This is a genomic window from Thiomonas sp. (assembly GCF_054608695.1).
In genome coordinates, this window is record NZ_JBTRXV010000036.1 from 1 (window position 1) to 23,094 (window position 23,094).

20 protein-coding genes are annotated in these 23,094 nt (G+C 65.1%); 7 read left to right on the top strand and 13 right to left on the bottom strand.

Annotated elements, in window-relative coordinates; all coding sequences use genetic code 11:
* Positions 1-216: 216 nt before the first annotated feature.
* From ACYCUK_RS12700 to ACYCUK_RS12730, 7 genes are all read right to left on the bottom strand, one after another.
* Positions 217-702, bottom strand: coding sequence for an outer membrane beta-barrel protein (locus ACYCUK_RS12700; RefSeq protein ID WP_461595117.1), 486 nt, complete (start codon positions 700-702; stop codon positions 217-219).
* 257 nt (positions 703-959) lie between these two features.
* Positions 960-1,844, bottom strand: coding sequence for a COG4705 family protein (locus ACYCUK_RS12705; protein ID WP_461595118.1), 885 nt, complete (start codon positions 1,842-1,844; stop codon positions 960-962).
* Between the two features lie 106 nt (positions 1,845-1,950).
* Positions 1,951-2,442, bottom strand: coding sequence for a hypothetical protein (locus ACYCUK_RS12710; protein WP_461595119.1), 492 nt, complete (start codon positions 2,440-2,442; stop codon positions 1,951-1,953).
* A 239-nt stretch (positions 2,443-2,681) separates the two neighbouring features.
* Positions 2,682-3,230 carry a cytochrome b gene (locus tag ACYCUK_RS12715; RefSeq protein ID WP_461595120.1) on the bottom strand — a complete coding sequence of 183 codons (549 nt, stop codon included), beginning with the start codon at positions 3,228-3,230 and terminating at the stop codon, positions 2,682-2,684.
* A 59-nt stretch (positions 3,231-3,289) separates the two neighbouring features.
* Positions 3,290-3,604, bottom strand: coding sequence for a hypothetical protein (locus ACYCUK_RS12720; protein WP_461595121.1), 315 nt, complete (start codon positions 3,602-3,604; stop codon positions 3,290-3,292).
* Positions 3,605-3,727: 123 nt separating this feature from the next.
* The gene (locus ACYCUK_RS12725; RefSeq protein ID WP_461595122.1) at positions 3,728-4,603 is read right to left on the bottom strand and encodes an EAL domain-containing protein; all 876 of its coding nucleotides are present in this window, start codon (positions 4,601-4,603) and stop codon (positions 3,728-3,730) included.
* Between the two features lie 3 nt (positions 4,604-4,606).
* On the bottom strand, positions 4,607-6,379 hold the full coding sequence (locus ACYCUK_RS12730; RefSeq protein WP_461595123.1) for a hypothetical protein: 1,773 nt from the start codon (positions 6,377-6,379) through the stop codon (positions 4,607-4,609).
* A gap of 138 nt (positions 6,380-6,517) precedes the next feature.
* Between ACYCUK_RS12730 and ACYCUK_RS12735 the strand changes: the two genes are divergently transcribed.
* From ACYCUK_RS12735 to ACYCUK_RS12745, 3 genes are all read left to right on the top strand, one after another.
* Positions 6,518-7,423 (top strand): DUF6502 family protein, encoded by a 906-nt coding sequence (locus ACYCUK_RS12735; protein WP_461595124.1) that lies wholly within the window; start codon positions 6,518-6,520, stop codon positions 7,421-7,423.
* Entirely contained in the window at positions 7,410-9,086 is a 1,677-nt protein-coding gene (locus ACYCUK_RS12740) for a DUF5666 domain-containing protein (RefSeq protein ID WP_461595125.1), read from the top strand. Before ACYCUK_RS12735 ends, ACYCUK_RS12740 begins: the two co-directional genes overlap by 14 nt.
* Positions 9,087-9,236: 150 nt before the next feature.
* The gene (locus tag ACYCUK_RS12745) at positions 9,237-9,644 is read left to right on the top strand and encodes a hypothetical protein (RefSeq protein WP_112486671.1); all 408 of its coding nucleotides are present in this window, start codon (positions 9,237-9,239) and stop codon (positions 9,642-9,644) included.
* An 88-nt stretch (positions 9,645-9,732) separates the two neighbouring features.
* Here the strand turns inward: ACYCUK_RS12745 and ACYCUK_RS12750 are convergent, their stop codons facing one another.
* Both ACYCUK_RS12750 and purL read right to left on the bottom strand, forming a co-directional pair.
* Positions 9,733-10,482, bottom strand: coding sequence for a DUF1624 domain-containing protein (locus ACYCUK_RS12750; RefSeq protein WP_233224751.1), 750 nt, complete (start codon positions 10,480-10,482; stop codon positions 9,733-9,735).
* A 19-nt stretch (positions 10,483-10,501) separates the two neighbouring features.
* The gene (gene purL, locus ACYCUK_RS12755) at positions 10,502-14,485 is read right to left on the bottom strand and encodes a phosphoribosylformylglycinamidine synthase (protein ID WP_461595126.1); all 3,984 of its coding nucleotides are present in this window, start codon (positions 14,483-14,485) and stop codon (positions 10,502-10,504) included.
* Between the two features lie 219 nt (positions 14,486-14,704).
* Between purL and map the strand changes: the two genes are divergently transcribed.
* Together map and ACYCUK_RS12765 are read left to right on the top strand one after the other, a co-directional pair.
* Positions 14,705-15,523, top strand: a complete 819-nt coding sequence (map, locus tag ACYCUK_RS12760; RefSeq protein ID WP_112486674.1) for a type I methionyl aminopeptidase — start codon at positions 14,705-14,707, stop codon at positions 15,521-15,523.
* Between the two features lie 65 nt (positions 15,524-15,588).
* Positions 15,589-18,171, top strand: coding sequence for a [protein-PII] uridylyltransferase (locus ACYCUK_RS12765; protein ID WP_461595145.1), 2,583 nt, complete (start codon positions 15,589-15,591; stop codon positions 18,169-18,171).
* Between the two features lie 24 nt (positions 18,172-18,195).
* Here ACYCUK_RS12765 and ACYCUK_RS12770 read toward each other — a convergent pair whose 3' ends face one another.
* Positions 18,196-18,534 (bottom strand): chaperone modulator CbpM, encoded by a 339-nt coding sequence (locus tag ACYCUK_RS12770; protein WP_112486675.1) that lies wholly within the window; start codon positions 18,532-18,534, stop codon positions 18,196-18,198.
* A 14-nt stretch (positions 18,535-18,548) separates the two neighbouring features.
* Entirely contained in the window at positions 18,549-19,514 is a 966-nt protein-coding gene (locus ACYCUK_RS12775; protein WP_112486676.1) for a DnaJ C-terminal domain-containing protein, read from the bottom strand.
* A gap of 228 nt (positions 19,515-19,742) precedes the next feature.
* On the opposite strand from ACYCUK_RS12775, the gene ACYCUK_RS12780 reads away from it, so the two are divergent.
* Both ACYCUK_RS12780 and ACYCUK_RS12785 read left to right on the top strand, forming a co-directional pair.
* Entirely contained in the window at positions 19,743-20,180 is a 438-nt protein-coding gene (locus ACYCUK_RS12780) for an Hsp20/alpha crystallin family protein (RefSeq protein WP_461595127.1), read from the top strand.
* A 16-nt stretch (positions 20,181-20,196) separates the two neighbouring features.
* Positions 20,197-20,586, top strand: a complete 390-nt coding sequence (locus ACYCUK_RS12785) for an Hsp20/alpha crystallin family protein (RefSeq protein ID WP_461595128.1) — start codon at positions 20,197-20,199, stop codon at positions 20,584-20,586.
* A gap of 99 nt (positions 20,587-20,685) precedes the next feature.
* Here ACYCUK_RS12785 and ACYCUK_RS12790 read toward each other — a convergent pair whose 3' ends face one another.
* Entirely contained in the window at positions 20,686-21,156 is a 471-nt protein-coding gene (locus ACYCUK_RS12790; protein WP_461595129.1) for an HAD family hydrolase, read from the bottom strand.
* 67 nt (positions 21,157-21,223) lie between these two features.
* Positions 21,224-23,089 (bottom strand): phosphoenolpyruvate carboxykinase (GTP), encoded by a 1,866-nt coding sequence (locus tag ACYCUK_RS12795; protein WP_461595130.1) that lies wholly within the window; start codon positions 23,087-23,089, stop codon positions 21,224-21,226.
* Between the last annotated feature and the right edge of the window lie 5 nt (positions 23,090-23,094).

Sequence of the window (23,094 nt, forward strand, 5' to 3'; positions counted from 1 at the left end):
CGTTGTTGTCGCGTATCGGCGGCCCGCCCAACCCCCAGAACAGGCACAGCGCGGCCATGAGCAGCACCAGAGCATCGAGTGCCCAGTCGGGCGGGCGGCGGAACATGGGGGACGGCACGGGGCTTGGGAGTACTTAACAAAAAAACCACTCATTGATTCGAGGCGTATTCATATTGAGGAAAAATATGAGCCCAGAAAATCAAGCCTCCCATTTTTTCAAAAACGATAATTGATACCAATCAGCAGCGTATCCAAACTTGTTCCAAGACCACCTGAATTGGGTACAAATTGGTATTCGGTGCGAATGCTCATTGCCGGTGTCAAGCCATAGGACAACCCCAAGCCAAGCAGGGGGTTGGTTCCGCTTGCGTTGTGCCTGCCGGTCGGGCTCTCGGTCCAATGCGCCAAGCCCAATCGTCCAAGGAGATGAATATGGTTTGTAAGTTGATAACGACCGAGGCCACTCACGCTCCACATCGTCATTTCATAGCCCATCAATGATTCGTAACCCACCTCCAACCCTAGCGATTGATTCAAATCATAACCAGCCGTAAATCCGAAATCAGATGAATTTCCATATCCTGATGTCGTCGTTTTCGCAATGTTTGCACCTAAATTAAAACCGGTGCTCGCATTGGCCAATGGTGCGGCTAAAGCCGTTCCGAAAAATAATGCCATCATCAATAATTTAGTCGATTTCATCAATTGTATTCCATACATATTGAAAAATATTAAAATTCACGCAAACCTGAAGAGCGTTAGCGCGCATGCTCATTTCGCGCGAAATGTTGATTTCAGAACGCCATGGAAAATAAGCTGGAAATATATTACGTGTTCATTCACGCCATTTCCATGACGCCAAGATGACGATTGCGTCATCTGTGATGCTGCTGTTGACAGCAGAGCAAGGGTGAAGTCGCTGGCCAGCGCATGCCTGGCTCAGGATTCAGTTGCTTCGTTCATTGGCGTGGAACGCTGCATCGCCCCCATGTGGGCGGCGTCGAAACGATGCCCGGCGGGGTCTCCCCGCGAAGGCGCCGGGCCTGAGGCCTCTTGCCCATTGGCCAGGAACTGGCCTTGATATCCTGACGACTGAAGGTCAGGTAGGCGACGACGGCAACGATCAGCGTCGTCAGCACAAGGCTGACCAAGCCGTCCCCATAGCCCAGTCCGCCCATGCTCAATGGCTTGTCGAACCAGTCGGCAAATGAAGCTCCCATCGGGCGCGTCATGACATAGGCAAACCAAAATGTAAAAATCTCATTCAAACCAAAGCGCGTAAAAGCCATGATCGGCATTGCAAACAGCACAGTAAACAAGATCGACGACCCTGAATATCCCAGGTGGAATGTGCTCGCGGTCATGTCGCCCGCGGCTGTTCCAAGAGCAAAGGCAGCGATCACAGCCGCCCAGTAAAAAAACTCCCGGCGCCGCGTATGGATGCTGTGAATGGAAATGGTTTTTTCAATGCGCCACCATGAAATAAAAATGATGGCCAGGGCCACTGTAAAAATCATGCTCGACAATGCATAGGGAATGCCAAGGACGATGTGAACCACATCCGCCATCATCGTGCCAAAGACGCTCACCATGGCCACCATCAACCAATAGACCCAGGCGATATAGCGCTGAACGGCAAGCTGCAGCGCGAGGGCCGCCAGAAATCCCGCCGCTCCAAGGCAAACGGCAAGATATGGGTTAAGATGCGACACCAGATAATCTGAAATCGCTTCACCCATCGCTGTCGTCAATAACTTGGAGACCCAGAAATACAGCGTAATTTCCGGGACCTTGGAGAATATTTGAACCTCATGGTTGATTCTTGTCACAGGTGTGCTGATCATTGCTTATCGATTTGGCTTCTGCATCGTGTTGCACCCTGCCGGCTTGGGTATTTTCCCAAGCTCATGATTTCTTGTTGTTCGCTTTTCAAACCTGCCGCTTTCGCGTTTACTGGAAACCTTCGCGCATACCCATGTAAAAACCGCCCGGGAGCAAACCGAGTATGAAGGGTGAGTTCAACTGATGGGCAAAATAGCCACTGGCAACGCCGACGACGGCGCCGGCCAGGGTCAGGCCAATCAGCTCGGCGGGAAACTGGGAAGATTTGGCAATGGACCAGATGCCGGAGGTGTTTTGCTGAACGGGATGATCCAGGTGGTACAGCCCCGCATAGTCCAGGACCCCGAGCGCCGCACCGATCAGATACGTGTCTGCGAGGCCAACGCCAAAAGTCGGGCTTGCAGGATAAAGGCTCCAATTCGACCGCTGTGCAGGCATTGCGGCAGGCACTTGACTGGGTGCCGATGCCAAGGCGATTGACGGAGGCAGGCCGATGAGATCTGGAGGGGATGGTTTCACGACCGTGGCCTGGGCAGGGCTGAGGCAAACGCCCAGGGGCAAGCCTCCAACAAAGCATTTCAAACCATCGGGCAGCATCATCGGCAAGCCTTGAAGACCTCGAACGCAGGCGTTGAACGACCCAAAAGGCCAAACACGCCAAGCTCGTGTGGCACAGAAACCGTGGCCGTATTCTGGGCGCCGAACTCGCACGGGAACATGAACGTCAGATGACGAAATCGTCATCTGACGTTCATGCCGGACGGATCAAGATTCAAACCTCGAGGCGATCTCGAAGGTTCGTTGGCCTCACCAGGCTGGGTCAGCGCCTGGAGCCGCGTTCAGCCCCACATCCTGGCCAGCAGGCCGTCTTTGCGAACCCAGTGGTGATAGAACGCTGCGCTCACGTGCAGGCCGATGAGCCCCAGCACGATGTAGGCCAGTGTGGAGTGCCATTCGCCCAGGTCGCGGCCTACGGTCGAACCCTGGCTTGCCAGCGCTGGCAGCGGAATGCCGAGCAGGCTGATGGACCAGCCCCGCGTGGAGGCATTGATCCAGCCGAGAAGCGGCAAAACCAGGAGCAGCACATAAAGCAAACCATGCGTGAGCTTGCTCGCCAGTTCTTGCCAGGCGACGCCAGGGTGCGGTTCGGGGGTGCCCACGGCGCTACGCCACCCGAGGCGCAGCAGCATCACGCTCAGGATGAGCGGGCCAATGGCCAGATGCCAGGCGATCAACCCGGCGGGTTGCGTGCCTTTGTGGATGTCGGGCATCAGCCAAGCAAGGGAATATTCGCCAACCAGCAGCAGCACGACCGCCCAGTGGAACAGGCGGGCTACTGCCCCATAGCGTGTGTTGTGCGCCGGAAAATGCTCTGATGAATGCTGCATGGTGATGATTGTTGTTCACGCCGAATTTTAAAGGAGTGCGTCCAACTCGGTGCGTTGGTTCAACGATCACCGCCATCGCCATGATCGCCTTCACCGCGGTGGTCTCCACGCCAGCGGCGCGGCCGCTCGTATTGGTACTGCGGTACCGGGGCATAGGGCTGAGCCATGTAGTACGAGGGGGCCGGAACGTACTGCACCGGCGGCGCCATGTACACCGGCTGCGGGGCGACCGGGTAGGCATTGCCCAGATTGGCCACGACCCCCGGCACGCCGATGGCCAATGACCAGAATGGATTGTCATCCGCCTGGGCGGCGGGGAGTAAAACGACAGCCAGCGCGACGGCTGACAGGCTCTTCAAAACGGTCGTGCGCATCATATTTGGACTCCAATGCAATGGTTGTGTTCATCCTTCCACCCCCAGCGGAATGGGTCGGCTTGCCGACTCATTCCAGGTCACTCTTTGTGTGCATCTTGCTGCTGACAACTTATACCATCCTTAGCCCACAAGACTGATGCCGCTTGCATTCGAACCCTGCGCCTGTCCCCAGAGATAGCCCTGTCCCCAGTCGATGCCGATGGCGCGGACGCATTCCAGCAGGTCACGGCCTTCGACGCCTTCGGCGATGGTGATCAGTCCCAGGTCTTGCGCCATGGCCTGCAGACGGCGCAAGACGTGCTCGGCGCGCAGTTCCGTCGCCGCCGCCTGCACCAGGGCTTTGTCGAACTTGAGATAGCGGATGGGCAGGGCCAGCAAGTAGGGAAAGGCGCTGTGCTTGCTGCCGAAATCGTCCAGCGCGAGCTCGAAACCCAAGTCCAGCAAAGGCGCCAGCGTGGACAGCAGATGCTGCGGGTCGGCGTCGAGGTTGCGTTCGGTGATTTCCAGGATCCAGGGCGCTCCGGTTTGGGCCGCGCCCGGCCACGCATCGAGCCAGTCCTGATGCCGCTTGGCCAGCATCTCCACGTACAGCGGCTGCGCCAGAAAGGCGCTGCAACAGTTCATGAAGAGCTTGCCATGCGTCGCCGCAAACGGCCCGGGCCGGGCAGCGGCCGACATCACCTGAGCGGTGATGTCGGCGTCGATGCGCGGCTCCAGGCCAATGCTGGCCGCGGCGTCGATGAAACTCTCCGCGACGAGCGTCGCCCCTTGCGGCGTCAGCATGCGCGCCAGCGCCTCATGCCCGACCACCTGCAGATCGTCCAGGCGCAGGATGGGCTGATAGGCCACCCGCATCCGGTGCTCCTGCAGCGCCCAGCGCACCTGCGCCCGGGGAAAGGCGTCACGCAGATGACCATTTGCGCGATCCTGCAGCCAGAGGTTCGGGGAGCGGCATGGTTCCCGGAACAACGGCGACACCAACTCAGGCGCGCCCATGGCTCAATGGTCCTGGTTGGACGGGGTCTCCTGGAGTTTGTCCAGGGGGTTCTCGTTCATCACGAACAGACCGTTGAATGTCGGTGTCGCAGTGCTGAAAATCATGTCCTTCGCGCCCATGACATAGAACATCTGACCCGTCACACTCAGTGTGCCCGACCCCCCATTCGACTTGGTGATGGTCACGGTCGGCGCGCTTACGATATAGGGCGTGCCGCTGGTGTTGTTCAGCGCGAAGTTGCCGAAGCTCACGCTCGAGCCAGGCCGGAAATCGTCGTCGCTGGCTTCGTGAGAATTGGATGCCAGCATCGCGGGCGATAACGCAAGGCCGGTGGGTTGCGGCGCGACGCAGGCCCCCAGCACCAGACCGCCGATGGTGGAGCCGGTGCCCATGAGCCGCACACCGAACTGCCCGCTTTGGCAGCTCATGCCGTGACTGTCGTCGGACCGTGTCTGGGGAATGGACGACCAGCCGGGCTGGCTGCCCTGCGGCACCAGCACGGCGTCGAAGCGGGTGAGCACGCCGCCCGATTGTGTGCGGCCACCCATGCGCAGGCCATAGCCCACGGTCCCGTTCACTGGGCTCAAGACCCCCGAGGCGCTGCTGGCCGGGGCACTGGGGCCGGGAACCGGTGTGCTGCCGCCAGCGACGAAGCCCGTGGGCAACAAGCCCACCTTGCCGGCCAACACATAGGTGTTGCCTTTGCCGTCGTTGACGGTGAGCGTCATCAGATTGCTCACCACCACGCCGGTCACGTGACCGCTGCCGTCCGCCGAACTGACATCACCCTTGGCGTCCACAGTCACGACGGTGTTCAGGATGCCAGGCGGCAGCACACTGACCGTGGGCGGCAGCGTGGCCGCCGAGGCGCCGGACGCCGGCGGCGTCGGCAGCATCGGCACCGTGCCCATGCCCGACTGCGCCAGCACGCCCTGCAGGCTGTAGCTGCCTGCGGCAACGGCCGGGGCGCCCTGCTCCAGCACATCGCCCAGGTCGAGTTCTGGTGCCCAGCGCTCGTCCGACGTGATGTACTGCATGAGGTCTTTCAGGTTGCTGTCGCAGCTTGACCCCAGCGTGGTGGACGCGGCGGTCAAGGTGCTGGACGTCCCCGTGGTGCTGGATGTGACTGTGACGCCATTCATGGCGATGCCACGCGCCATGTCGTCGGTGTCCTTATACTGCGAAGGCTTGGCGCAATAACCGTCGGCCACCGCCTTGACCGCCGCCGACAGCGCCAGGATGTCGTCATGATGCTGCGACAGCAAGGCCGCGTAGAGCGTGGGCGTAAGCGTGGCATAACTGCCACCGGCCGCCACATACACCGCCAGCGCCGCCGTGGTCACTTGGCTGATGACCAGATTGGGCAGGTTGGCGGACGTGAGCGAGCCGGCCGCCAGAACCGCGCTGCTCGCACCCAGATAGGCCGTGAGCACCACCTGGCCACCGGGCGAGGTGGCGTTGGCGAACAGGGGCGCCGTGGTGTTGGGCAGCGCCACGGTCACCGTGTAGTTGCCATTCGCATCGGCCGTGGCATTTCCAACGACAACATAACCCTGCTGACCGAGCGGAGCGCCGGTGGTGAAGGTGACCACGGCATTGGCGATGGGAGCGTCGATGACGGCTCCCGTCAGCGTCGATTTACCCGCCGCCGGTGTGGCCGAGGTGGACGCGATGCCCCCTCCACCGCCGCCGCAGGCGCTGAGGCTCAAGGCGAGCGCCGCCGCAACGGGCAGCAAGGTCCAGGAACGAACGGGGTTGATGATCGAAGGCTTCATGGTGGACTCCCAGAGGTGTGTCAAGCGCCCCGCAAGCGCGGGATGAAGCTCCATAATAGCTGGGAAAAAATAACATTCAATAAAAACTTTGCGCTAAACTCGCATCCGCACCCCGGCCCTTGCCGGATCCGAACGACCATGGGACGCCCACCTCGCCTCTTGCCTGCCGCCCAACCGCCCGCGCATCCGCTGCCGCCGGCGGACGACGTGCTGCGCGCCCTGGGGCGCATTCTGGGACCCCTGGCGCGGCTGCTCCTGGCGGGTGGCATGGACTACACGCGGCTGGCGGCCGAGCTCAAACCGCTGTTCATCGAACAGGCGCGCCAGGAGCTGTTGCGCACCGGGCAGAAGGACACCGACTCGGCCATCAGCCTGCTCAGCGGCGTGCATCGCAAGGATGTGCGCGAGTGGCGCCAGAACGGCTTGAGCGGGCGCATCGCGCAGGAGCTGTCGATCAGCTCGCAGGTGTTCGCCCGCTGGGTGCAAGACCCGCTCTACCGCGACCGCAGGAAGCGGCCCAAGCCGCTGCCCCGTCTGGGTGCCGAGCCCTCGTTCGAATCCCTGGCACGCAGCGTCACGCAGGATGTGCATCCGTATACGGTGCTGACCGAACTGCTGCGGCTCGGGCTGGTGCAGGTGCGGACCCTCAAGGGCGTGGAGATGATCGTGCCGCACCGCGATGGCTTCGTGCCGCCGCCGGGCTCGCGCGAACTGCTGGATCTGTTCGGCGCCAACCTGGCCGACCATGCCGCCGCCGCCGTGGGCAACCTGCTCGGCCAGCCCCCGCGCCTGGAGCAGAGCGTGTTCGCCGACGGCATCAGCGCGGAGTCGGCTGCAGCGCTCGGAGAACTCGCGCGCAAACTCTGGGCCCAGGCCCGAAGTGAGATGATTGCCGAAGCCACCCGCCGTTTCGAGGCCGACCAGGGTCGCGACGATGCGACCCGCCGCGTGCGTTTTGGCAGCTATTTTTGGGCTGAGGACGTACTGCCCGTCTCACCAGCATCCGACGACATGGCCCAGGGAGAACATCGTGACGAAACCTAAATCCTTCATGGCCGCGCTGGGCTTGGGCCTGGCTGCCTTGCTCATCCTGCTGCTGGCTTCCTGCGGCGGCGGCAGTACCGTGGCGTCCAGCGGGGGCGGCGTGGGCACCGGGGGCACGGGCATGTCCTTCGGCACGGTCACCGGCTTCGGCAGCGTCGTGGTGGATGGCACGCCTTACAACAGCGCCAGTCCGCAATACTTCGCCGGCAACGATCAGGGTGAAGCGACGCTCACCGCCGCCACGGCCGTGCAGCTTGGCAACCAACTGCGGATCCAGTTGGACGCCCAGGGCACGCCGAGCATGGTGCTGATCGAGCCTGAACTGATGGGGGCGGTGGCCAATCTCTCGTCCACGGGGTTCTCCGTCAACGGCGTTCCCGTCCAGGTCAATACCAATCCAGCGTCAGGTCCGGTGACCTATTACTCCGGCCTGACGGATTACGCCGGACTGAGCCCAGGCATGCAGGTGGAAGTGCATGGCGCTTATGGCGTGAACTCGAACGGCCAGGGCTACATTCAGGCGACGCTGATCGAGCAGTTGCCCCCCTCCAACCCCGTCACGCGCATCACGGGGGTGATCAGCCATCTGCAAGCCGCCAGCGGCACCTTCCAGATCGGCACCACGACGGTTCAGATCGGCGCGGCCACCAGCGTCGTGCCTTCGGGCCTGAGTCTGGCCAACGGGCAACTGGTCAATGTCTGGAGCAATGTGCCTGTGACGGCCAGTGGCATCACGGCTGGTGTCGTTCGCATTCGCACCCTGCAAGGGGTTTCCGGGCCCGTGCAGGTGGGCGGGCTGGTCTCCATGCTGTCCGGCAGTCGCTTCCAGGTGTCGGGCGTGACGATCGATGCCAGCGCGCCGGCACTCGCATCCACCGTGCAAGGCCTCACGCTCGGTGAGTATGTGGTGGTGCTGGGCCAGGCCGATGCCAGCACCGGCGTGGTGACGGCCAGTTCCATTCGCGCCTATGCAACCCAGCCCGCTCAAGTCGAACTGCGCGGCACCATCACCGGCTATGTGAGCCCGAGCAACTTCCTCGTGCGCGGAGTGCTGGTGGATGCCTCGGCGCCGGGCGTGAGCTTCAACGGCGGCAGCGCCGCGTCGCTGGGCAACGGCGTGTTCGTGGACATCCTCGGCCATGTCGGCAGCGGCAATGGCAATGTGGTGACGGCCAGCAGCGTCACCGTGCTCCCTCAAGCACCCGATGGCGGCACGGTGGACTATCAGGGCACGGTCAGCGCCCTCAACACCGCCAACGGCACGTTCACGCTGACGTGGCAGAAAGAAGGGACGACGAGCACCTCGCAGGTCACGCTCGCGCCCAATGTGGTGTTCAGCAACGGGGCAGCGGCGCAATTGGTGAACGGTGCCAACGTCGAGATCGAGGCAACCAACACGAGCAGCGGCTTGACGGCGTACAGCGTGTCGTTCCGGGGCGTCGGCAGCGGTGATGGTGGTTCCGGTGGTTCCTCATCGACTCTGGAGACCAAGGGTGTGATCTACAACTTGACCTCGACCAGCTTCCAGGTCAACGCCCTGACCATCCAGATCAATGGCGTCAGTCCCAACAGCGGCACACTGGCCAATGGGGTGACGGTCGAAGTCACGTTCACGCAAGCCAATGGCCAAAATCTGGCGAAGGAAATCAGCATCGACCGTTGAGAGTGCCTGCAGGTCTGGGGCGGCGGCGGCGGCGCCATACTCCCCATGTGCCCCTTACATCGGCTTACGTCGGGACGCAATTGAATGCACATTCCCACGTACGCTTGCCGCAAAATGCGCACTTCACACAACCCAAACCCCGGAAAATCCATGAACAAACTTGCTCTCGCATTCGTCCTCGCCGGCTTTGCCGCCGCTCCCGCCTTCGCGGCGATGAAGGAAAAACCCGTCAAGGTTGAGCTCGCCGCGCAAAACAGTTCCGGTGAAACCGGCTATGCCATGCTCTACCCCCACGGCGCCAAGACCAAGGTCATCGTGCATCTGAAGGGCGCGCCCAAGGGTGTGACCCAGCCCGACCATATCCACAAGGGCACTTGCGCCAACCTCGACCCCAAGCCCGCCTATGTCCTCAAGCCGGTTGTGGGCGGCAAGTCCGTCACCATGGTGAACGCGTCGCTGTCCGATCTGCTCAAGGAGCCGATGGCCATCAACGTGCATGCAAGCCCGACCGATCTGAAAAAGTACGTGGCTTGCGGCGACATCACCGCAGCCAAGTAAACGCCTTTTGGGCACATGAAAACGCCGGCCTCGTGCCGGCGTTTTCATGTGCCCAAGCCGCATACAGAGCGCCGACCCGAACAAAACTTCAGATGGATATCGACTTCAGGTGGAAAGCCAACCACACCAGACCGACGAAAACCGGCTGGTGCAGCATGTAGATGGTGAGTGGCCAACGCCCCAGAAAAGCCAGCGGGCGCACGCTGGGCAGAACGGCCAGGGGCTTGAAATCAACCCGCTGCAACAACACCCCCAGGCCTGAGCCGACCCAGAACACGCCGATCCAGGGCAGCAGCGGCACGTAGTCTTCGGTGATGGGCTTTTGCGTGATCAGCCCGGTCCAGTTCCACAGCGGCGGGTTGAACAAGGGATGGCCCCAGAGTTGCGGTGCGGCAATGGCAAGGGGCGCCAGCAGCAGCACCCAGGCGCCGAGGCGGCGGCTGAGCAGGTGGTGCACCAGCAGCATTGCCGCCACGCCTTGCAGGATGCCGAAGTAGATGAAGCTCTGCGGAAACGCCAGATAGCTGCCGACCACCACCAGCAGGCCACAGCCGAAGATCTGCCCCCAGCGCTTCCAGAACGCCGCCTCGCGCCGGCCGCGTGCGTCACCATAGCTTTGCGCCAGGCCCGCGCTGAACAGGAACAGGCTGACGATGCAGATGCGCTGCCACAACCACCAGGGGCTGGTGTAGAAGTCGGCGTGGATGAAGCCGAACCAGTTCAGGTCGAAGCTGAAATGAAAGCTCATCATCCAGACGATGGCCAGGCCGCGCAGGGTGTCGAGCCCGCCCAGACGCACGCGTCGTGGGCCGAAGCTCGGGCTGGTGGCCTGGTTCATCGCAGCCATGGCGAAGGGCTCAGGCACACCATGCCCGGGCATTGCGGAACATGCGCATCCAGGGCGAGGCGTCGCCCCATTCGGGAGGCGCCCAGCTGAACTGCAGGCCGCGAAACACGCGCTCGGGGTGGGGCATGAGTGCGGTGAAGCGGCCGTCGGGCGTGGTCACGCTGGTGATGCCGCCGGGGCTGCCATTGGGGTTGAAAGGATAGGTGTCCGTCGCCTGACCGGCACCATCGACGAAGCGCAAGACGGCATGCACGCTGGCGGCTTGCCCCTGTTGCGAGAAGTCGGCGTAGCCCTCGCCGTGGGCGACGACGATGGGCATGCGGCTGCCGGCCATGCCGCTGAAGAACAGCGAGGGCGAAGGCAGCACTTCCACCATGGAGAGGCGGGCTTCGTACTGCTCGGATTTGTTGCGGGTGAAGCGCGGCCAGCTGCGCGCGCCCGGAATCATGGGTGCCAGCGCGGCCAGCATCTGGCACCCGTTGCATGCGCCCAGGGCGAAGGTGTCGCTGCGGGCAAAGAAGCGGGCAAAGTCGTCGGCAAGCCGGGGGTTGAACAGGATGGAGCGCGCCCAGCCTTCACCTGCGCCCAGCACGTCGCCGTAGCTGAAACCGCCGCAAGCGACGAAGCCACGGAAATCGGCCAGTTGCGCGCGTCCCTGGATGAGGTCGCTCATGTGCACGTCAAACGCGTCGAAGCCGGCCTGGTGCATGGCCCAGGCCATCTCGCGCTGCGAGTTCACGCCCTGCTCGCGCAGGATGGCGACCTTGGGGCGGGCGCCGGTCGCGATGAAGGGCGCGGCAATGTTCTCGCGCACATCGAACGCCAGCGCCGCGTGCAGCCCGGGGTCGGTGCCGTAGACGGCGGCATGCTCGGCATCGGCACATTCCGGGTTGTCGCGCAGGCGCGCGATGGCGTGCGACACATGGTCCCAATGCAGCAGCAAGGCGGTGCGGGTCTCGCTGTAGATTTTTTGCGTGTCGCGCCAGACCTCGATGGCGTCGTGCTCGGTGACTTGCCCGACCACATGGCCGCAGGCCGAGAGGCCATGTACGCGCAGGACTTGCAGCACGGCGTCGCGGTCGGTGGCGCGCACCTGCAGCACGGCGCCCAGCTCTTCGTTGAACAGTGCGCGCAGGGCCAGGTCGTTGCGGCGCTCGGCCACCTGTCCAGCCCAGTTCTTCGCGTCGCCTTCATCGGGCATGGCCTCGGCCGCGGCAATCAGCAGATCGAGGTTGAGCGCCAGGCCGGCGCGGCCGGCAAACGCCATTTCGCACGCAGCCGCCCACAGGCCGCCGTCGCTGCGGTCGTGGTAGGCCAGCACCCGGCCCTGTTCGCGCAAGGTGCAAAGCGCGGCCGTGAGGCGCAGCAGGTCTTGCGCGTCGTCCAGGTCGGGCACGGGCGAGGCGGCCTGTTGCAGCGCCTGCGCCAGAATGCTGCCGCCCATGCGCTGTTTGCCACGGCCCAGGTCGATCAGGATGAGCACGCTGGGACCTGCGTCCAGCCGCAGTTGCGGGGTGAAGGCGCCGCGCACATCGGCCAGCACGGCGAAGGCCGAGACCAGCAGCGAGACCGGCGAGGTCACGCCACGGCTCTCGCCCTCCTGCTGCCAGCGGGTGTGCATGGACAGCGAGTCCTTGCCCACCGGCACGCCGATGCCCAAAGCGGGGCACAGCTCCATCGCCACGGCCTGCACGGTGTCGAACAGCGCGGCGTCCTGGCCCGGCTGGCCGCAGGCGGCCATCCAGTTGCAGGAGAGTTTGACTTGCGCCAGCGACGCCACGGGCGCGGCCAGCAGATTGGTGATGGCCTCGGCCACGGCCATGCGGCCGGAGGCCGGCGCATCGCTCACCGCCAGCGGGGTGCGTTCGCCCATGGCCATGGCCTCGCCGCGCACGCCGGCGTAATCGGCCAGGGTGATGGCGCAATCGGCAACCGGCACCTGCCAGGGGCCGACCATGGGGTCGCGGTGCGACAGGCCGCCCACGGTGCGGTCGCCGATGGTGATGAGAAAGCGCTTGCTCGCCACGCTGGGGTGGCGCAGCACCTGGGTGCAGGCCCAGCCCAGCGTCACGCCGGTGAGGTTCACGCCGGGCAGGTTCACGGCCTGGCGCTGCACATCGCGCACCATGCGCGGCGGCCTGCCCAGCAGCACCGACAGCGGCATGTCCACCGGCTGCTCGGGCAGCAGCGCGTCGCTCACCTGCAGTTGCGGCTCGGCCAGCGCGCGGCCCACCACGGCGTAGGGGCAGCGCTCGCGCTCGCACAGCGCGGCGAATGCGTCCAGTGCCTCGGGGGCGATGGCCAGCACATAGCGCTCCTGGCTCTCGTTGCACCAGATCTCGCGCGGGCTCATGCCGTGCTCGTCCACCGGCACGTCGCGCAGCTCGAAATGGGCGCCGCGTCCGGCCCCCTCCACCAGTTCGGGGAAGGCGTTCGACAGGCCACCGGCGCCGACGTCGTGAATCGCCAGAATGGGGTTGGCGGCCCCCAGGGCGCGGCAGGCGTCGATCACTTCCTGCGCACGCCGCTGCATCTCGGGGTTGCCACGCTGCACCGAGTCGAAGTCGAGATGCTCGGCTTGGGCGCCGGTGGCCAGGCTGGACGCCGCGCCGCCGCCCACGCCGATGCGCATGCCGGGGCCGCCGAGTTGCACCAGCAGCGTGCCGGCATCGAACGGCAGCTTGTGGGTGTGGGCATCGGCCACCTCGCCCAGGCCTCCGGCCAGCATGATGGGCTTGTGGTAGCCCCAGGTGCGCCCGCCGGCCGGCTGCTCGAACACGCGAAACACACCGGCCAGGTTGGGGCGGCCGAACTCGTTGTTGAAGGCGGCCGCGCCGATGGGCCCTTCGATCATGATTTGCAGGGCGCTGGCGATATGCGCGGGGCGGCCGATGTCGTCGCGTTCCCAGGGCTCGGGCTGGCTGGCGTCCAGGCGCAAATTGGACACATGGAATCCGGCCAGGCCTGCCTTCGGCCGGCCGCCGCGCCCGGTGGCGCCCTCGTCGCGAATCTCGCCGCCCGCGCCGGTGGCGGCACCCGGGAAGGGCGAAATGGCGGTGGGGTGGTTGTGGGTTTCCACCTTCATCAGCGGGTGCACCAGTGCCGGCTCGGCGGCGTAATGATGCTGCGCCCCTTGCGGCTGCCAGCGCTGCACCTCGCCCCCCTGCATCACCGCGGAATTGTCGGAATACGCCACCACCGTGCCAGCCGGGCTGGTGGCGTGGGTGTGGCGAATCATGCCGAACATCGACAGCGGCTGCGGCTGGCCGTCGACGATGAAGTGCGCGTTGAAAATCTTGTGGCGGCAATGCTCGCTATTGGCCTGCGCGAACATCAGCAGCTCCACGTCGGTGGGGTTGCGCTTGAGCTGCTGGGTGAAGGCCTCGGCCAGATAGTCGATCTCATCGTCCGACAGTGCCAGCCCCTGCGCCACATTGGCGCGCGCCAGCGCCTCGCGCCCCTGCCCCAGCACATCCACCGTCTGCAGCGGCTTGGGCGCGAGGTCGGCGAACAGGCGCTGGGCATCGACGCGCCGCAGCACCACGGTTTCGGTCATGCGGTCGTGCAGCAGGCCGCCGAGCGCCAGCAGGTCGTCATCGCTCAGGCTGGGGGCCTTGCCGAACAGACCCGCCGACTTCAATGCGAAGCGGTATTCCACCGCGCGCTCGATGCGCCGCACCGGCGCGCCGCAGTTGTGGGCGATGTCGGTGGCCTTGCTGGCCCAGGGGGAGATGGTGCCCAGGCGCGGCATCACCAGCAGCGCCGGGCCGTCGGTCGGGCCGTCGTAACTCGGTCCGTAGCGCAGCAGAGCGGCAAGGCGGTCCTGCAAAGCGGCGTCGGGCTGGCTGTCGGTGGCGGCGAAATGCAGCAGGCGCGCATGGATGTTGCTCACCAGGGCAGCCAGGCGAGGTTGCGCCGCTTGCAGGCGCTGCACCAACTCTTGACGGCGGAATGGCGACAGCGCCTGGGCGCCCTCGAAGGTGGAAATATGCATGGAAGGCGCGTGCGGGAAGGACAAGCTCGAAGAGAATGCCGGTGGAAGGGAATGGCAGCAAGGACGCCGACCCCTGGCGCCGCGACTTGGAGCGGGGCGATGCGCGCCGGGGCAGGCGGGGCCTGCGCGCTGCGCATTTTAGGGGGCCGCCCCGCTGCGAACGCGGCTGCCGGCTCCAGGCCTGCCGGGCCGCATGAGCGGTGAGATAATTCATCCACCATGAGTATTTCGATCAAAACCCCTGACGATATCGCCAAGATGCGGGTGGCTGGCCGGCTCGGCTCCGAGGTGCTGGACTACCTCGCGCCGCATGTGAAGCCCGGCATCACCACGCGCAAGCTCGACCGTCTGGCGCACGATTACATCGTCAATGTGCAGCAGGCCATTCCCGCCCCGCTGAACTACGCCCCCCCCGGCTACACCCCCTACCCGGCGTCCATCTGCACCTCGGTGAACCATGTGGTCTGCCACGGCATTCCGGGCGACAAGGTGTTGAAGGACGGCGACGTCATCAACATCGACGTCACCGTCATCAAGGACGGTTTTCACGGCGACACCAGCCGCATGTTTCTCGTCGGCAAGGTGCCCGGCCATGTGCAGCGCCTGTGCCAGATCACGTATGAAGCCATGTGGCACGGCATCGTGCGGGTGCGGCCCGGCATGCGCCTGGGCGACATCGGCCACGCCATCCAGGCTTTTGCCGAGGGCGCCGGCTACAGCGTGGTGCGCGAGTTCTGCGGCCATGGCATTGGCCGCATGTTCCACGAAGACCCGCAGGTGCTGCATTACGGCCGCCCAGGCACCTTGGAAGAACTGCGCGCCGGCATGATTTTCACCATCGAGCCGATGATCAACGCCGGGCGGCGCGACATTCGCGAAATGTCCGACGGCTGGACCATCGTCACCAAGGACCGCTCGCTGTCGGCGCAATGGGAGCACACCGTGCTGGTCACGGACAGCAGCTATGAAGTGCTCACGGTCTCGGCCGGCACGCCTGCCCCGCCCGAGTTCGTGCGCGAGTTCGCCAACGCCGCCTGAAGCATCCGGTGTCATTCCCGCCCACCAGCCTGACCTCCGAATCCGCGGTCGTCGTCCCCGAGCCGATCTCCACCGTCGACATGCGCCGCGCCTGGCGCGATGCACGGCAGGCTCTGCTGGCCGACTTCACCGTCCACCCACAGCGCGTCAGCGGCCTGGTGCAAGGCTTGTCGCGCGCGGCGGACCAGTCGCTGCGAACCCTGTGGGCCGAAGCCGGGATGCCGGCCGACACCGCCCTGCTCGCCGTGGGCGGTTTCGGTCGCGGCGAATTGTTTCCCTATTCCGACGTGGATGTGCTCATCCTGCTGCCGGATGCCACCGGGCAAGCCACCCAGCAGGCCGCCGAGCGCTTCGTCGCCTCCTGCTGGGACGCCGGCATCGAAATCGGCCCCAGCGTGCGCACGGTGCAGGCCTGCATCGAAGAGGCCGCGCAGGACGTGACGGTGCAAACCACGCTGCTCGAAGCACGCGCCCTGGTTGGCGACGCCGCGCTGGTGCGCCGCTTCCGCAAGGCCTTCAAGGCGCACCTCGACCCACGCGCCTTCTTCCAGGCGAAGATGCTGGAAATGCGCCAACGCCACGCCAAGTTCGAGAACACGCCCTACGCGCTGGAACCCAACTGCAAGGAAAGCCCCGGCGGCCTGCGCGATCTGCAAATGCTGCTGTGGGTGGCGCGCGCTGCCCGCCTGGGCGCAAGCTGGCAGCAATTGCGCAAAAGCGGCGTGCTGAGCAGCTACGAGGCCCACAAGATCCAGGCCAACGAGCGCACCCTCAAGCGCATCCGCGCGCATCTGCACCTGGTTGCCGGGCGGCGCGAAGACCGTCTGGTGTTCGACCTGCAAACCGCCGTTGCCAGCTCGCTCGGCTTGAAGCCCGATCCGACCAAGCGCGCCGGCGAAGGCTTGATGCAGCATTACTACTGGGCCGCCAAGGCGGTGGAGCAGCTCAACCAGATCGTGCTGCTGACCATCGAAGGCCGGCTCTGGCCGGAACTGGCGGCGCAGCCGGGCGTACCCATCACGCAGATCGAGGACATCGAAGACGGCCGTTTCCTCGACAAGGATGGCCGTCTGGAGCCGGCCGACCGATCGCTCTACGAGCGCGACCCGCCTGCCATCCTCGAAACCTTCGTGGTGTTCACCCAGGCGCCCGGCATACGCGGCCTCACCGCGCCCACCCTGCGCGCGCTCTACCACGCCCGCGAGCGCATGGACGCCGCGTTCTGCCGCAGTCCACGTAGCCACGCGCTGTTCCTGCGCATCATCCAGTCGCCACAGGGCGTGACGCACGCGCTGCGCCTGATGAACCGCACCAGCGTGCTCGGGCGCTATCTGCGCGTGTTCCGGCGCATCGTCGGGCAGATGCAGCACGACCTGTTCCACGTCTACACCGTGGATCAGCACATCCTCATGGTGGTGCGCAATGTGCGGCGCTTTTTCATCCTCGAACACGCGCACGAATATCTGTTTTGCTCCCAACTCGCCGCCAGCATGGAAAAACCCTGGCGCCTGGTGCTCGCCGCGCTGTTCCACGACATCGCCAAGGGCCGCGGTGGCGATCACTCCACCCTCGGTACGACCGAGGTGCGGCGCTTCGGCAAAGCCCATGGGCTGAGCACGGAGGACACCGAATTCGTCGCCTTCCTGGTCGAGCATCACCTCACCATGTCGCGCGTGGCGCAAAAGGAAGACCTGAGCGACCCCGAGGTCGTCACCCGCTTCGCCCAGAGCGTGGGCGACGAGCCTCACCTCACGGCGCTCTACCTGCTGACCGTGGCCGATATTCGCGGCACCAGCCCCAAGGTGTGGAACGGCTGGAAAGCCAAGCTGCTGGAAGACCTCTACCGCGCCACCCTGCGCGTGCTCGGCGGCCAGGCGCCCAACCCGCAGGCCGAATTGCAGCAGCGCCAGCAGGAGGCACGCCGCCTGCTCAACCTCTACGGCATCGACGAGCACGGCGCCAAGGCGCTGTGGGACACGCTGGATTCCAGCTATTTCCTGCGCCACGAACCCGCCGATGTCGCCTGGCACACCCGCCAGCTCATGCGCCGCGTGCAAAGCGCCGACCCCGTGGTCAGCTCCCGCCTGGCGCCCTTCGGCGAGGGTCTGCAGGTGCTGGTGTACTGTCCCGACCAGCCGGATTTGTTCGCGCGCATTTGCGGCTTTTTCGACAGCCACAATTTCAGCATTCTCGACGCCAAGATCCACACCACGCGCAGCAACTGGGCGCTGGACAGCTTCATCGTGGTCGAGCCGCATCTGTCCGAGCATTACCGCGAACTCATTTCCATGGTCGAAGTGGAACTGGCCCGCACCCTCGCCGCACGTGGCCCCCTGCCCGAGCCGGTGCGTGGCCGCGTCTCGCGCCGCGTGCGCCATTTCCCGGTGCAACCCCGGGTGGAACTGCGGCCCGACGAGCGCGGCCAGCGCTGGATCCTCAGTGTGCGCGCCAGCGACCGCACCGGCCTGCTCTTCGCCATCGCCCGGGTGCTGGCAGCGCGCGGCATCAGCGTGCAGCTCGCCAAGATCATGACCCTGGGCGAGCGCGTCGAAGACACCTTTCTGCTGCAAGCCCAGGAGCAGAATCTGGGCAACGAAAAATCCCAGATCGCGCTGGAAAACGAGCTGCTCGAAGCGCTGGCGAACTGAGCGGGGCTGAAACTTCCGCAGCCGTCAGTCGGCCACCCCGGCGCGTGCCAGCCGGGCGCGCAGTTCGTCGAGCTGCTGCATCAACTCCAGCGCCAGGGCGGCGCCTTCCAGGTTCACCCCCAGGTCCTGTTGCAGATGCTGCACCTTGCGCGCGGTGAACAGGGCCTGCCCCGAAAATCGCCAATCTCCCGGCTTGCCCGGTTTGCCGGGTTTGTGCGCCGCGCCTGGCAACGGCTCCAGGATGCCCACTTGCACCAGTTCCATCACCCAGGTTTCCGGTTGGGCGCAGGCACGGGTGAGGTCGCGCAATTCGAGCAACACACCTTCATCCATGGTCGTGCAGGCCAAAGCATGGGTTTGCATGATTCAAACTCCCGTCAAACGCCCAGATGCAGGCGCGGGTTGAAACGCAACTCGGTGGCCAGGCGCTTGTAGGCCTCGACCGCTTTCGGGCTGTCCGCCGGCGGCAGCACCACCTTGAGTTCGATGTACAGATCGCCCGGCTCGGCGGCTGGCAAACCCCGCCCCTTGAGACGCAACTTGCGCCCGCTTTGCGAACCTGCGGGAATGTTCACGTCCACCTTGCCGGCGGGCGTGGGGGCGGTCACCTCGCCGCCCAGCGCCGCTTCCCAGGGTGCCACCGGCAGGGTGAGATACAGGTCCTTGTCGACCACGCGGTACCAGGAATGCGGCTTGAAGTGGATTTCGAGATACAGGTCGCCGCTGCGCCCATCCGGCCCCGGTGCGCCCTGGCCGGCAAGGCGCAGGCGCTGGCCCTCGCGCACGCCGCGCGGAATCTTCACGTTCAGGCTGCGCTCCTGCATCACGACATGGCCCGCGGCGTCCACCTGCGGGCTTTGCAGGGTGATGCTGCGCTCGACGCCGTGGTAGGCGTCGTCCAGGTCGATGGCGATGCGCGCGTGGTGATCGGCCGGCCGCGCGGAACGCGCCGCATACGCTTGAGATGAACTGCGACCGCGTTCGGCACCGCCAAACAGTGACTCGAAAAAGTCGCTGAAGGCAGCCGCCTCCTCGGCGCTCATGCCTTGCCCGCCCTGCGGCGCGGCGCCCGAGTACTCGAAGCCGCTGCCCCAGTCGGGCGGCGGCTGAAAGTCCTGGCCGGCCTGATAACTGGCGCCGAGACGGTCGTAGGCGGCGCGCTTCTCCGGGTCTTTCAACACCTCGTAAGCCTCGCCCAGTTCCTTGAAGCGCTCCTCCGCCTTCGGCTCCTTGCTCACGTCCGGATGGAATTTGCGCGCCAGCTTGCGGTAGGCGCGCTTGATCTCGTCGTCGCCGGCGCCGCGGTCGACGCCCAGAGTTTGGTAGTAGTCCTTGAATTTCATGCAGGTGCTCGCAAATACCAGTTCAACAGCAAATCGGTTCGACCGTGCCGGGTTTCAAGTCCCATTGTGGGACGACTTGGTGACTGGAGCGACTGATCCGCATCAAACCGCGGCCAACATCGCCTCCGAGATCCAGCCAGCCCGTAGCGGTCGGCCGTGAGCTTCGTCATCGTTGGAGTCGGGCTATGTGCCCGACCCGCCTTCTTTCTTGAACAAGGAGCACGCATCATGGTTGCCACATTATTTCGGACCCCGGCGAGCCTGTTCGCCGATCTCGATCACCTTCAGCGCGAGATGGAACGCAGCTTCGGCCTGCCCACCAGCATCCGCGCTGCGGGCGGCTCGGCCTTTCCGGCCATCAATATCGGCTCCACGGCCGACGCGGTTGAAGTCTATGCCTTCGCCCCCGGACTGGATGCTAGCAAGCTCGACGTGACGGTCGACAGCAACCTGCTGACCCTGGCCGGCGAGCGCAAACTGGCCGAGCCGCCCAAGGGTGGGTCGGTCTACGCCGAGGAGCGCTTCGACGGCGTCTTCCGCCGCGTCATCAGCCTGCCCGACGACGTCGACCCGGCGCAGGTGGAGGCCCGCTACACCGACGGCGTGCTGCGCGTGCGCATCGCCCGCAAGGCCGCCTTGCAGCCCCGCCGCATCGCCATCAACTGATCTGGAGGACACCATCATGAGCACCGAAGTCGTACAACGCGAAACCCAAAACGTTCCAACCGCCGCACGTCAGGCCCAGCCACTGTCGCCGCGCGTGGACATCATCGAGGATGCCGATGGCATCACCTTGTACGCCGACATGCCCGGTGTGCCGCGCGAGGCCTTGCACGTGCAGGTCGAGGGCGACACCCTGACGCTGCGCGGCGACATCGCCATCGCGCTGCCCCAGGGCATGGACCCGTATTACGCCGAGCTGCGCAGCAGCGCCTGGGAGCGCAGCTTCACGCTGTCGCGCGAACTCGACGCCAGCGGCATTGCCGCCAAGCTGAAGGACGGCGTGCTGGACCTGCGCATCCCCAAGGCCGAGCACGCCAAGCCGCGCAAGGTCGACGTGCAGTTGGTCTGAGGCAGTTGGTCTGAGAAGCGCAGCACGCCAGGCCCACGGCGGCGGCGACCGGGGGCCTGGCGCAAGCTCGCGCGCGTCCTGGTCGCGCGAGCTTGCATGTCATGCCCGCAAGGACGCCACCAGACGCTGCGGGCGCAGCAGCAACTCCAGCGCGCCGTCGATCGAGCGCGTCAGCACATCGGCCGCCGCCAGGGTCGCCGCAGCGCACCCTTCCTCGCCCAGCACGGCAATGCCCAGCGCGGCGGCTTGCAGCATGCGCGCATCGTTGCGGCCGTTGCCGATCGCCACCACGCCGGCAGCGCCCAGCGCCAGCACGTAGTCGCGCTTGATGCGCGCCTGATCGGTGGGCGGCAACACATGCAGCCTGCAGTCCAAGCCGTCCAGTTGCGCGGCCGCCGTGCCGTTGGTGTCGCCGGTGATGACATGCACCGTCAGGTCATTGGCCAGCCATGCCAAGCGCTCGGCCACGCCGGGCAGGAGCAGGCCATCGCTGGCCAGGGTGCCGTTGAAGTCCAGCACCAACTGGTCCAGGTGCAGGGTGCCGAAGTCGGGAATCTCAAAGCTGAGCATCGCATCGCCTCATGGAAAACAGGGGGCAGTGTAGGGGTGCGCTGTTTTCCGCTGCGACCAGGATGCTCTAGCCAGCCAAGCCTTCTTCCATCGCCTGCCGGGCGTTTTTCAGCGACGCCGGCAGACGTGCGGCCAGGAGCTTGAACAACTCGTCATGCAGTTTCAACTCAGCCTGCCAGGAAGCGGGGTCGGCGCAGGTGATGCTGGCGTAGCGCTCGCGGCTGAAATCCAGCCCGCCCCAGTCGAGGTCGTCATACCGTGGGCTGATGCCGAACAGGTGGTTCTCGCCGGCGGCCTTGCCCTCGATGCGCTCGATCATCCACTTCAGCACGCGGGCGTTTTCGCCGTAGCCCGGCCAGACGAACTGGCCATCGGCGCCCTTGCGGAACCAGTTGACGCAGAAGATTCTGGGCAGCGTCGCGCCCTGCGAAGCAAGCCGGGATTCCATGTCCAGCCAGTGCTGGAAATAGTCGCCCATGTTGTAACCGCAGAACGGCAGCATGGCGAAGGGGTCGCGGCGCACCACGCCCTGCTGGCCGACCGCCGCGGCGGTGGTTTCGGAGCCGAGCGTGGCACCCATATAGATGCCTTCCATCCAGTTGCGCGCCTCGGTGACGAGGGGCACGGTGGTGGAGCGGCGGCCGCCGAAAATGAAGGCGTCGATCGGCACGCCGGAGGCGTCGTCCCAGGCCGGGTCGAGCGCCGGGTTGTTGGTCGCCGCGACGGTGAAGCGGGAGTTCGGATGGGCGGCTTTGGCGCCGGTTTCCTTCGCGATGGCTGGCGTCCAGTCGCGCCCTTGCCAGTCGATCGCATGTTGCGGCGCCGGGCCCATGCCCTCCCACCAGACGTCGCCATCGTCGGTGAGGGCGACGTTGGTGAAAATCACGTCGTGCTCCAGGCTGCGCATGCAGTTGGGGTTGGTCTCGAAGTTGGTCCCAGGAGCCACGCCGAAGTAGCCGGCTTCGGGGTTGATGGCGTAGAGCCGGCCATCGCTGCCGGGTTTGATCCAGGCGATGTCGTCGCCGATGGTCGTGACCGTCCAGCCGCCCATGGCGGCGGGTGGAATGAGCATGGCGAAATTGGTCTTGCCGCAGGCGCTGGGGAATGCGGCGGCGACGTGGTATTTGCGCCCGGCCGGCGTGGTCACGCCGAGGATGAGCATGTGCTCGGCCAGCCAGCCCTGGTCGCGCCCCATGGTGGAGGCAATGCGCAGGGCGAAGCATTTCTTGCCCAGCAGCGCGTTGCCGCCGTAGCCCGAACCGTAAGACCAGATCTCCTGGGTTTCGGGGTAGTGGACGATGTACTTCTTCTGCGCATTGCAGGGCCAGGGCACGTCACGCTGCCCCGGCTGCAGCGGCGCGCCCACGCTGTGCACGCAGGGCACGAAGCGGCCATCGGTGCCGAGGAGATCGACCACGGGGCGGCCCATGCGGGTCATCCGCTTCATGTTGACGGCGACATAGGCCGAGTCCGACAGCTCGACGCCGAGATGCGAAATGGGCGAGCCCAGCGGCCCCATGCTGAACGGTATGACGTAGAGCGTGCGGCCTTGCATGCAGCCCTTGAACAGGGCGCGCTCGCCGGTCTGCAGCAGCGCGCGCATCTCGGCCGGGGCCATCCAGTTATTGGTCGGGCCGGCGTCGTCCTGGTTGCGGCTGCAGATGAAGGTGCGGTCTTCCACCCGCGCCACATCGGACGGATCCGAGCAGGCCAAAAAGCTGTTGGGGCGTCTGGCGGGGTTCAGCCTCTTGAAGGTGCCGGCGTCGACCAGTTGCTGGCAAAGCTGGTTGTATTCGGCGTCACTGCCGTCGCACCAGTGAATGGCCTTGGCAGCGGTGAGCGCGGCGATCTGCCCGACCCATTCGATCAGGCGGGTGTTTTTGACATAGGCGGGGGCGTAAGCCCGGGCTTCAGCCGAAGCAATTTGGTTCATCTGCG

What these genes read in the sequence shown, in the direction of transcription:
- ACYCUK_RS12700 (WP_461595117.1), bottom strand. Translation starts at nt 702, where the DNA reads ATGAAATCGACTAAATTATTGATGATGGCATTATTTTTCGGAACGGCT.
- ACYCUK_RS12705 (WP_461595118.1), bottom strand. Translation starts at nt 1,844, where the DNA reads ATGATCAGCACACCTGTGACAAGAATCAACCATGAGGTTCAAATATTC.
- ACYCUK_RS12710 (WP_461595119.1), bottom strand. Translation starts at nt 2,442, where the DNA reads ATGATGCTGCCCGATGGTTTGAAATGCTTTGTTGGAGGCTTGCCCCTG.
- ACYCUK_RS12715 (WP_461595120.1), bottom strand. Translation starts at nt 3,230, where the DNA reads ATGCAGCATTCATCAGAGCATTTTCCGGCGCACAACACACGCTATGGG.
- ACYCUK_RS12720 (WP_461595121.1), bottom strand. Translation starts at nt 3,604, where the DNA reads ATGCGCACGACCGTTTTGAAGAGCCTGTCAGCCGTCGCGCTGGCTGTC.
- ACYCUK_RS12725 (WP_461595122.1), bottom strand. Translation starts at nt 4,603, where the DNA reads ATGGGCGCGCCTGAGTTGGTGTCGCCGTTGTTCCGGGAACCATGCCGC.
- ACYCUK_RS12730 (WP_461595123.1), bottom strand. Translation starts at nt 6,379, where the DNA reads ATGAAGCCTTCGATCATCAACCCCGTTCGTTCCTGGACCTTGCTGCCC.
- ACYCUK_RS12735 (WP_461595124.1), top strand. Translation starts at nt 6,518, where the DNA reads ATGGGACGCCCACCTCGCCTCTTGCCTGCCGCCCAACCGCCCGCGCAT.
- ACYCUK_RS12745 (WP_112486671.1), top strand. Translation starts at nt 9,237, where the DNA reads ATGAACAAACTTGCTCTCGCATTCGTCCTCGCCGGCTTTGCCGCCGCT.
- ACYCUK_RS12750 (WP_233224751.1), bottom strand. Translation starts at nt 10,482, where the DNA reads ATGAACCAGGCCACCAGCCCGAGCTTCGGCCCACGACGCGTGCGTCTG.
- purL (WP_461595126.1), bottom strand. Translation starts at nt 14,485, where the DNA reads ATGCATATTTCCACCTTCGAGGGCGCCCAGGCGCTGTCGCCATTCCGC.
- map (WP_112486674.1), top strand. Translation starts at nt 14,705, where the DNA reads ATGAGTATTTCGATCAAAACCCCTGACGATATCGCCAAGATGCGGGTG.
- ACYCUK_RS12770 (WP_112486675.1), bottom strand. Translation starts at nt 18,534, where the DNA reads ATGCAAACCCATGCTTTGGCCTGCACGACCATGGATGAAGGTGTGTTG.
- ACYCUK_RS12775 (WP_112486676.1), bottom strand. Translation starts at nt 19,514, where the DNA reads ATGAAATTCAAGGACTACTACCAAACTCTGGGCGTCGACCGCGGCGCC.
- ACYCUK_RS12780 (WP_461595127.1), top strand. Translation starts at nt 19,743, where the DNA reads ATGGTTGCCACATTATTTCGGACCCCGGCGAGCCTGTTCGCCGATCTC.
- ACYCUK_RS12785 (WP_461595128.1), top strand. Translation starts at nt 20,197, where the DNA reads ATGAGCACCGAAGTCGTACAACGCGAAACCCAAAACGTTCCAACCGCC.
- ACYCUK_RS12790 (WP_461595129.1), bottom strand. Translation starts at nt 21,156, where the DNA reads ATGCTCAGCTTTGAGATTCCCGACTTCGGCACCCTGCACCTGGACCAG.
- ACYCUK_RS12795 (WP_461595130.1), bottom strand. Translation starts at nt 23,089, where the DNA reads ATGAACCAAATTGCTTCGGCTGAAGCCCGGGCTTACGCCCCCGCCTAT.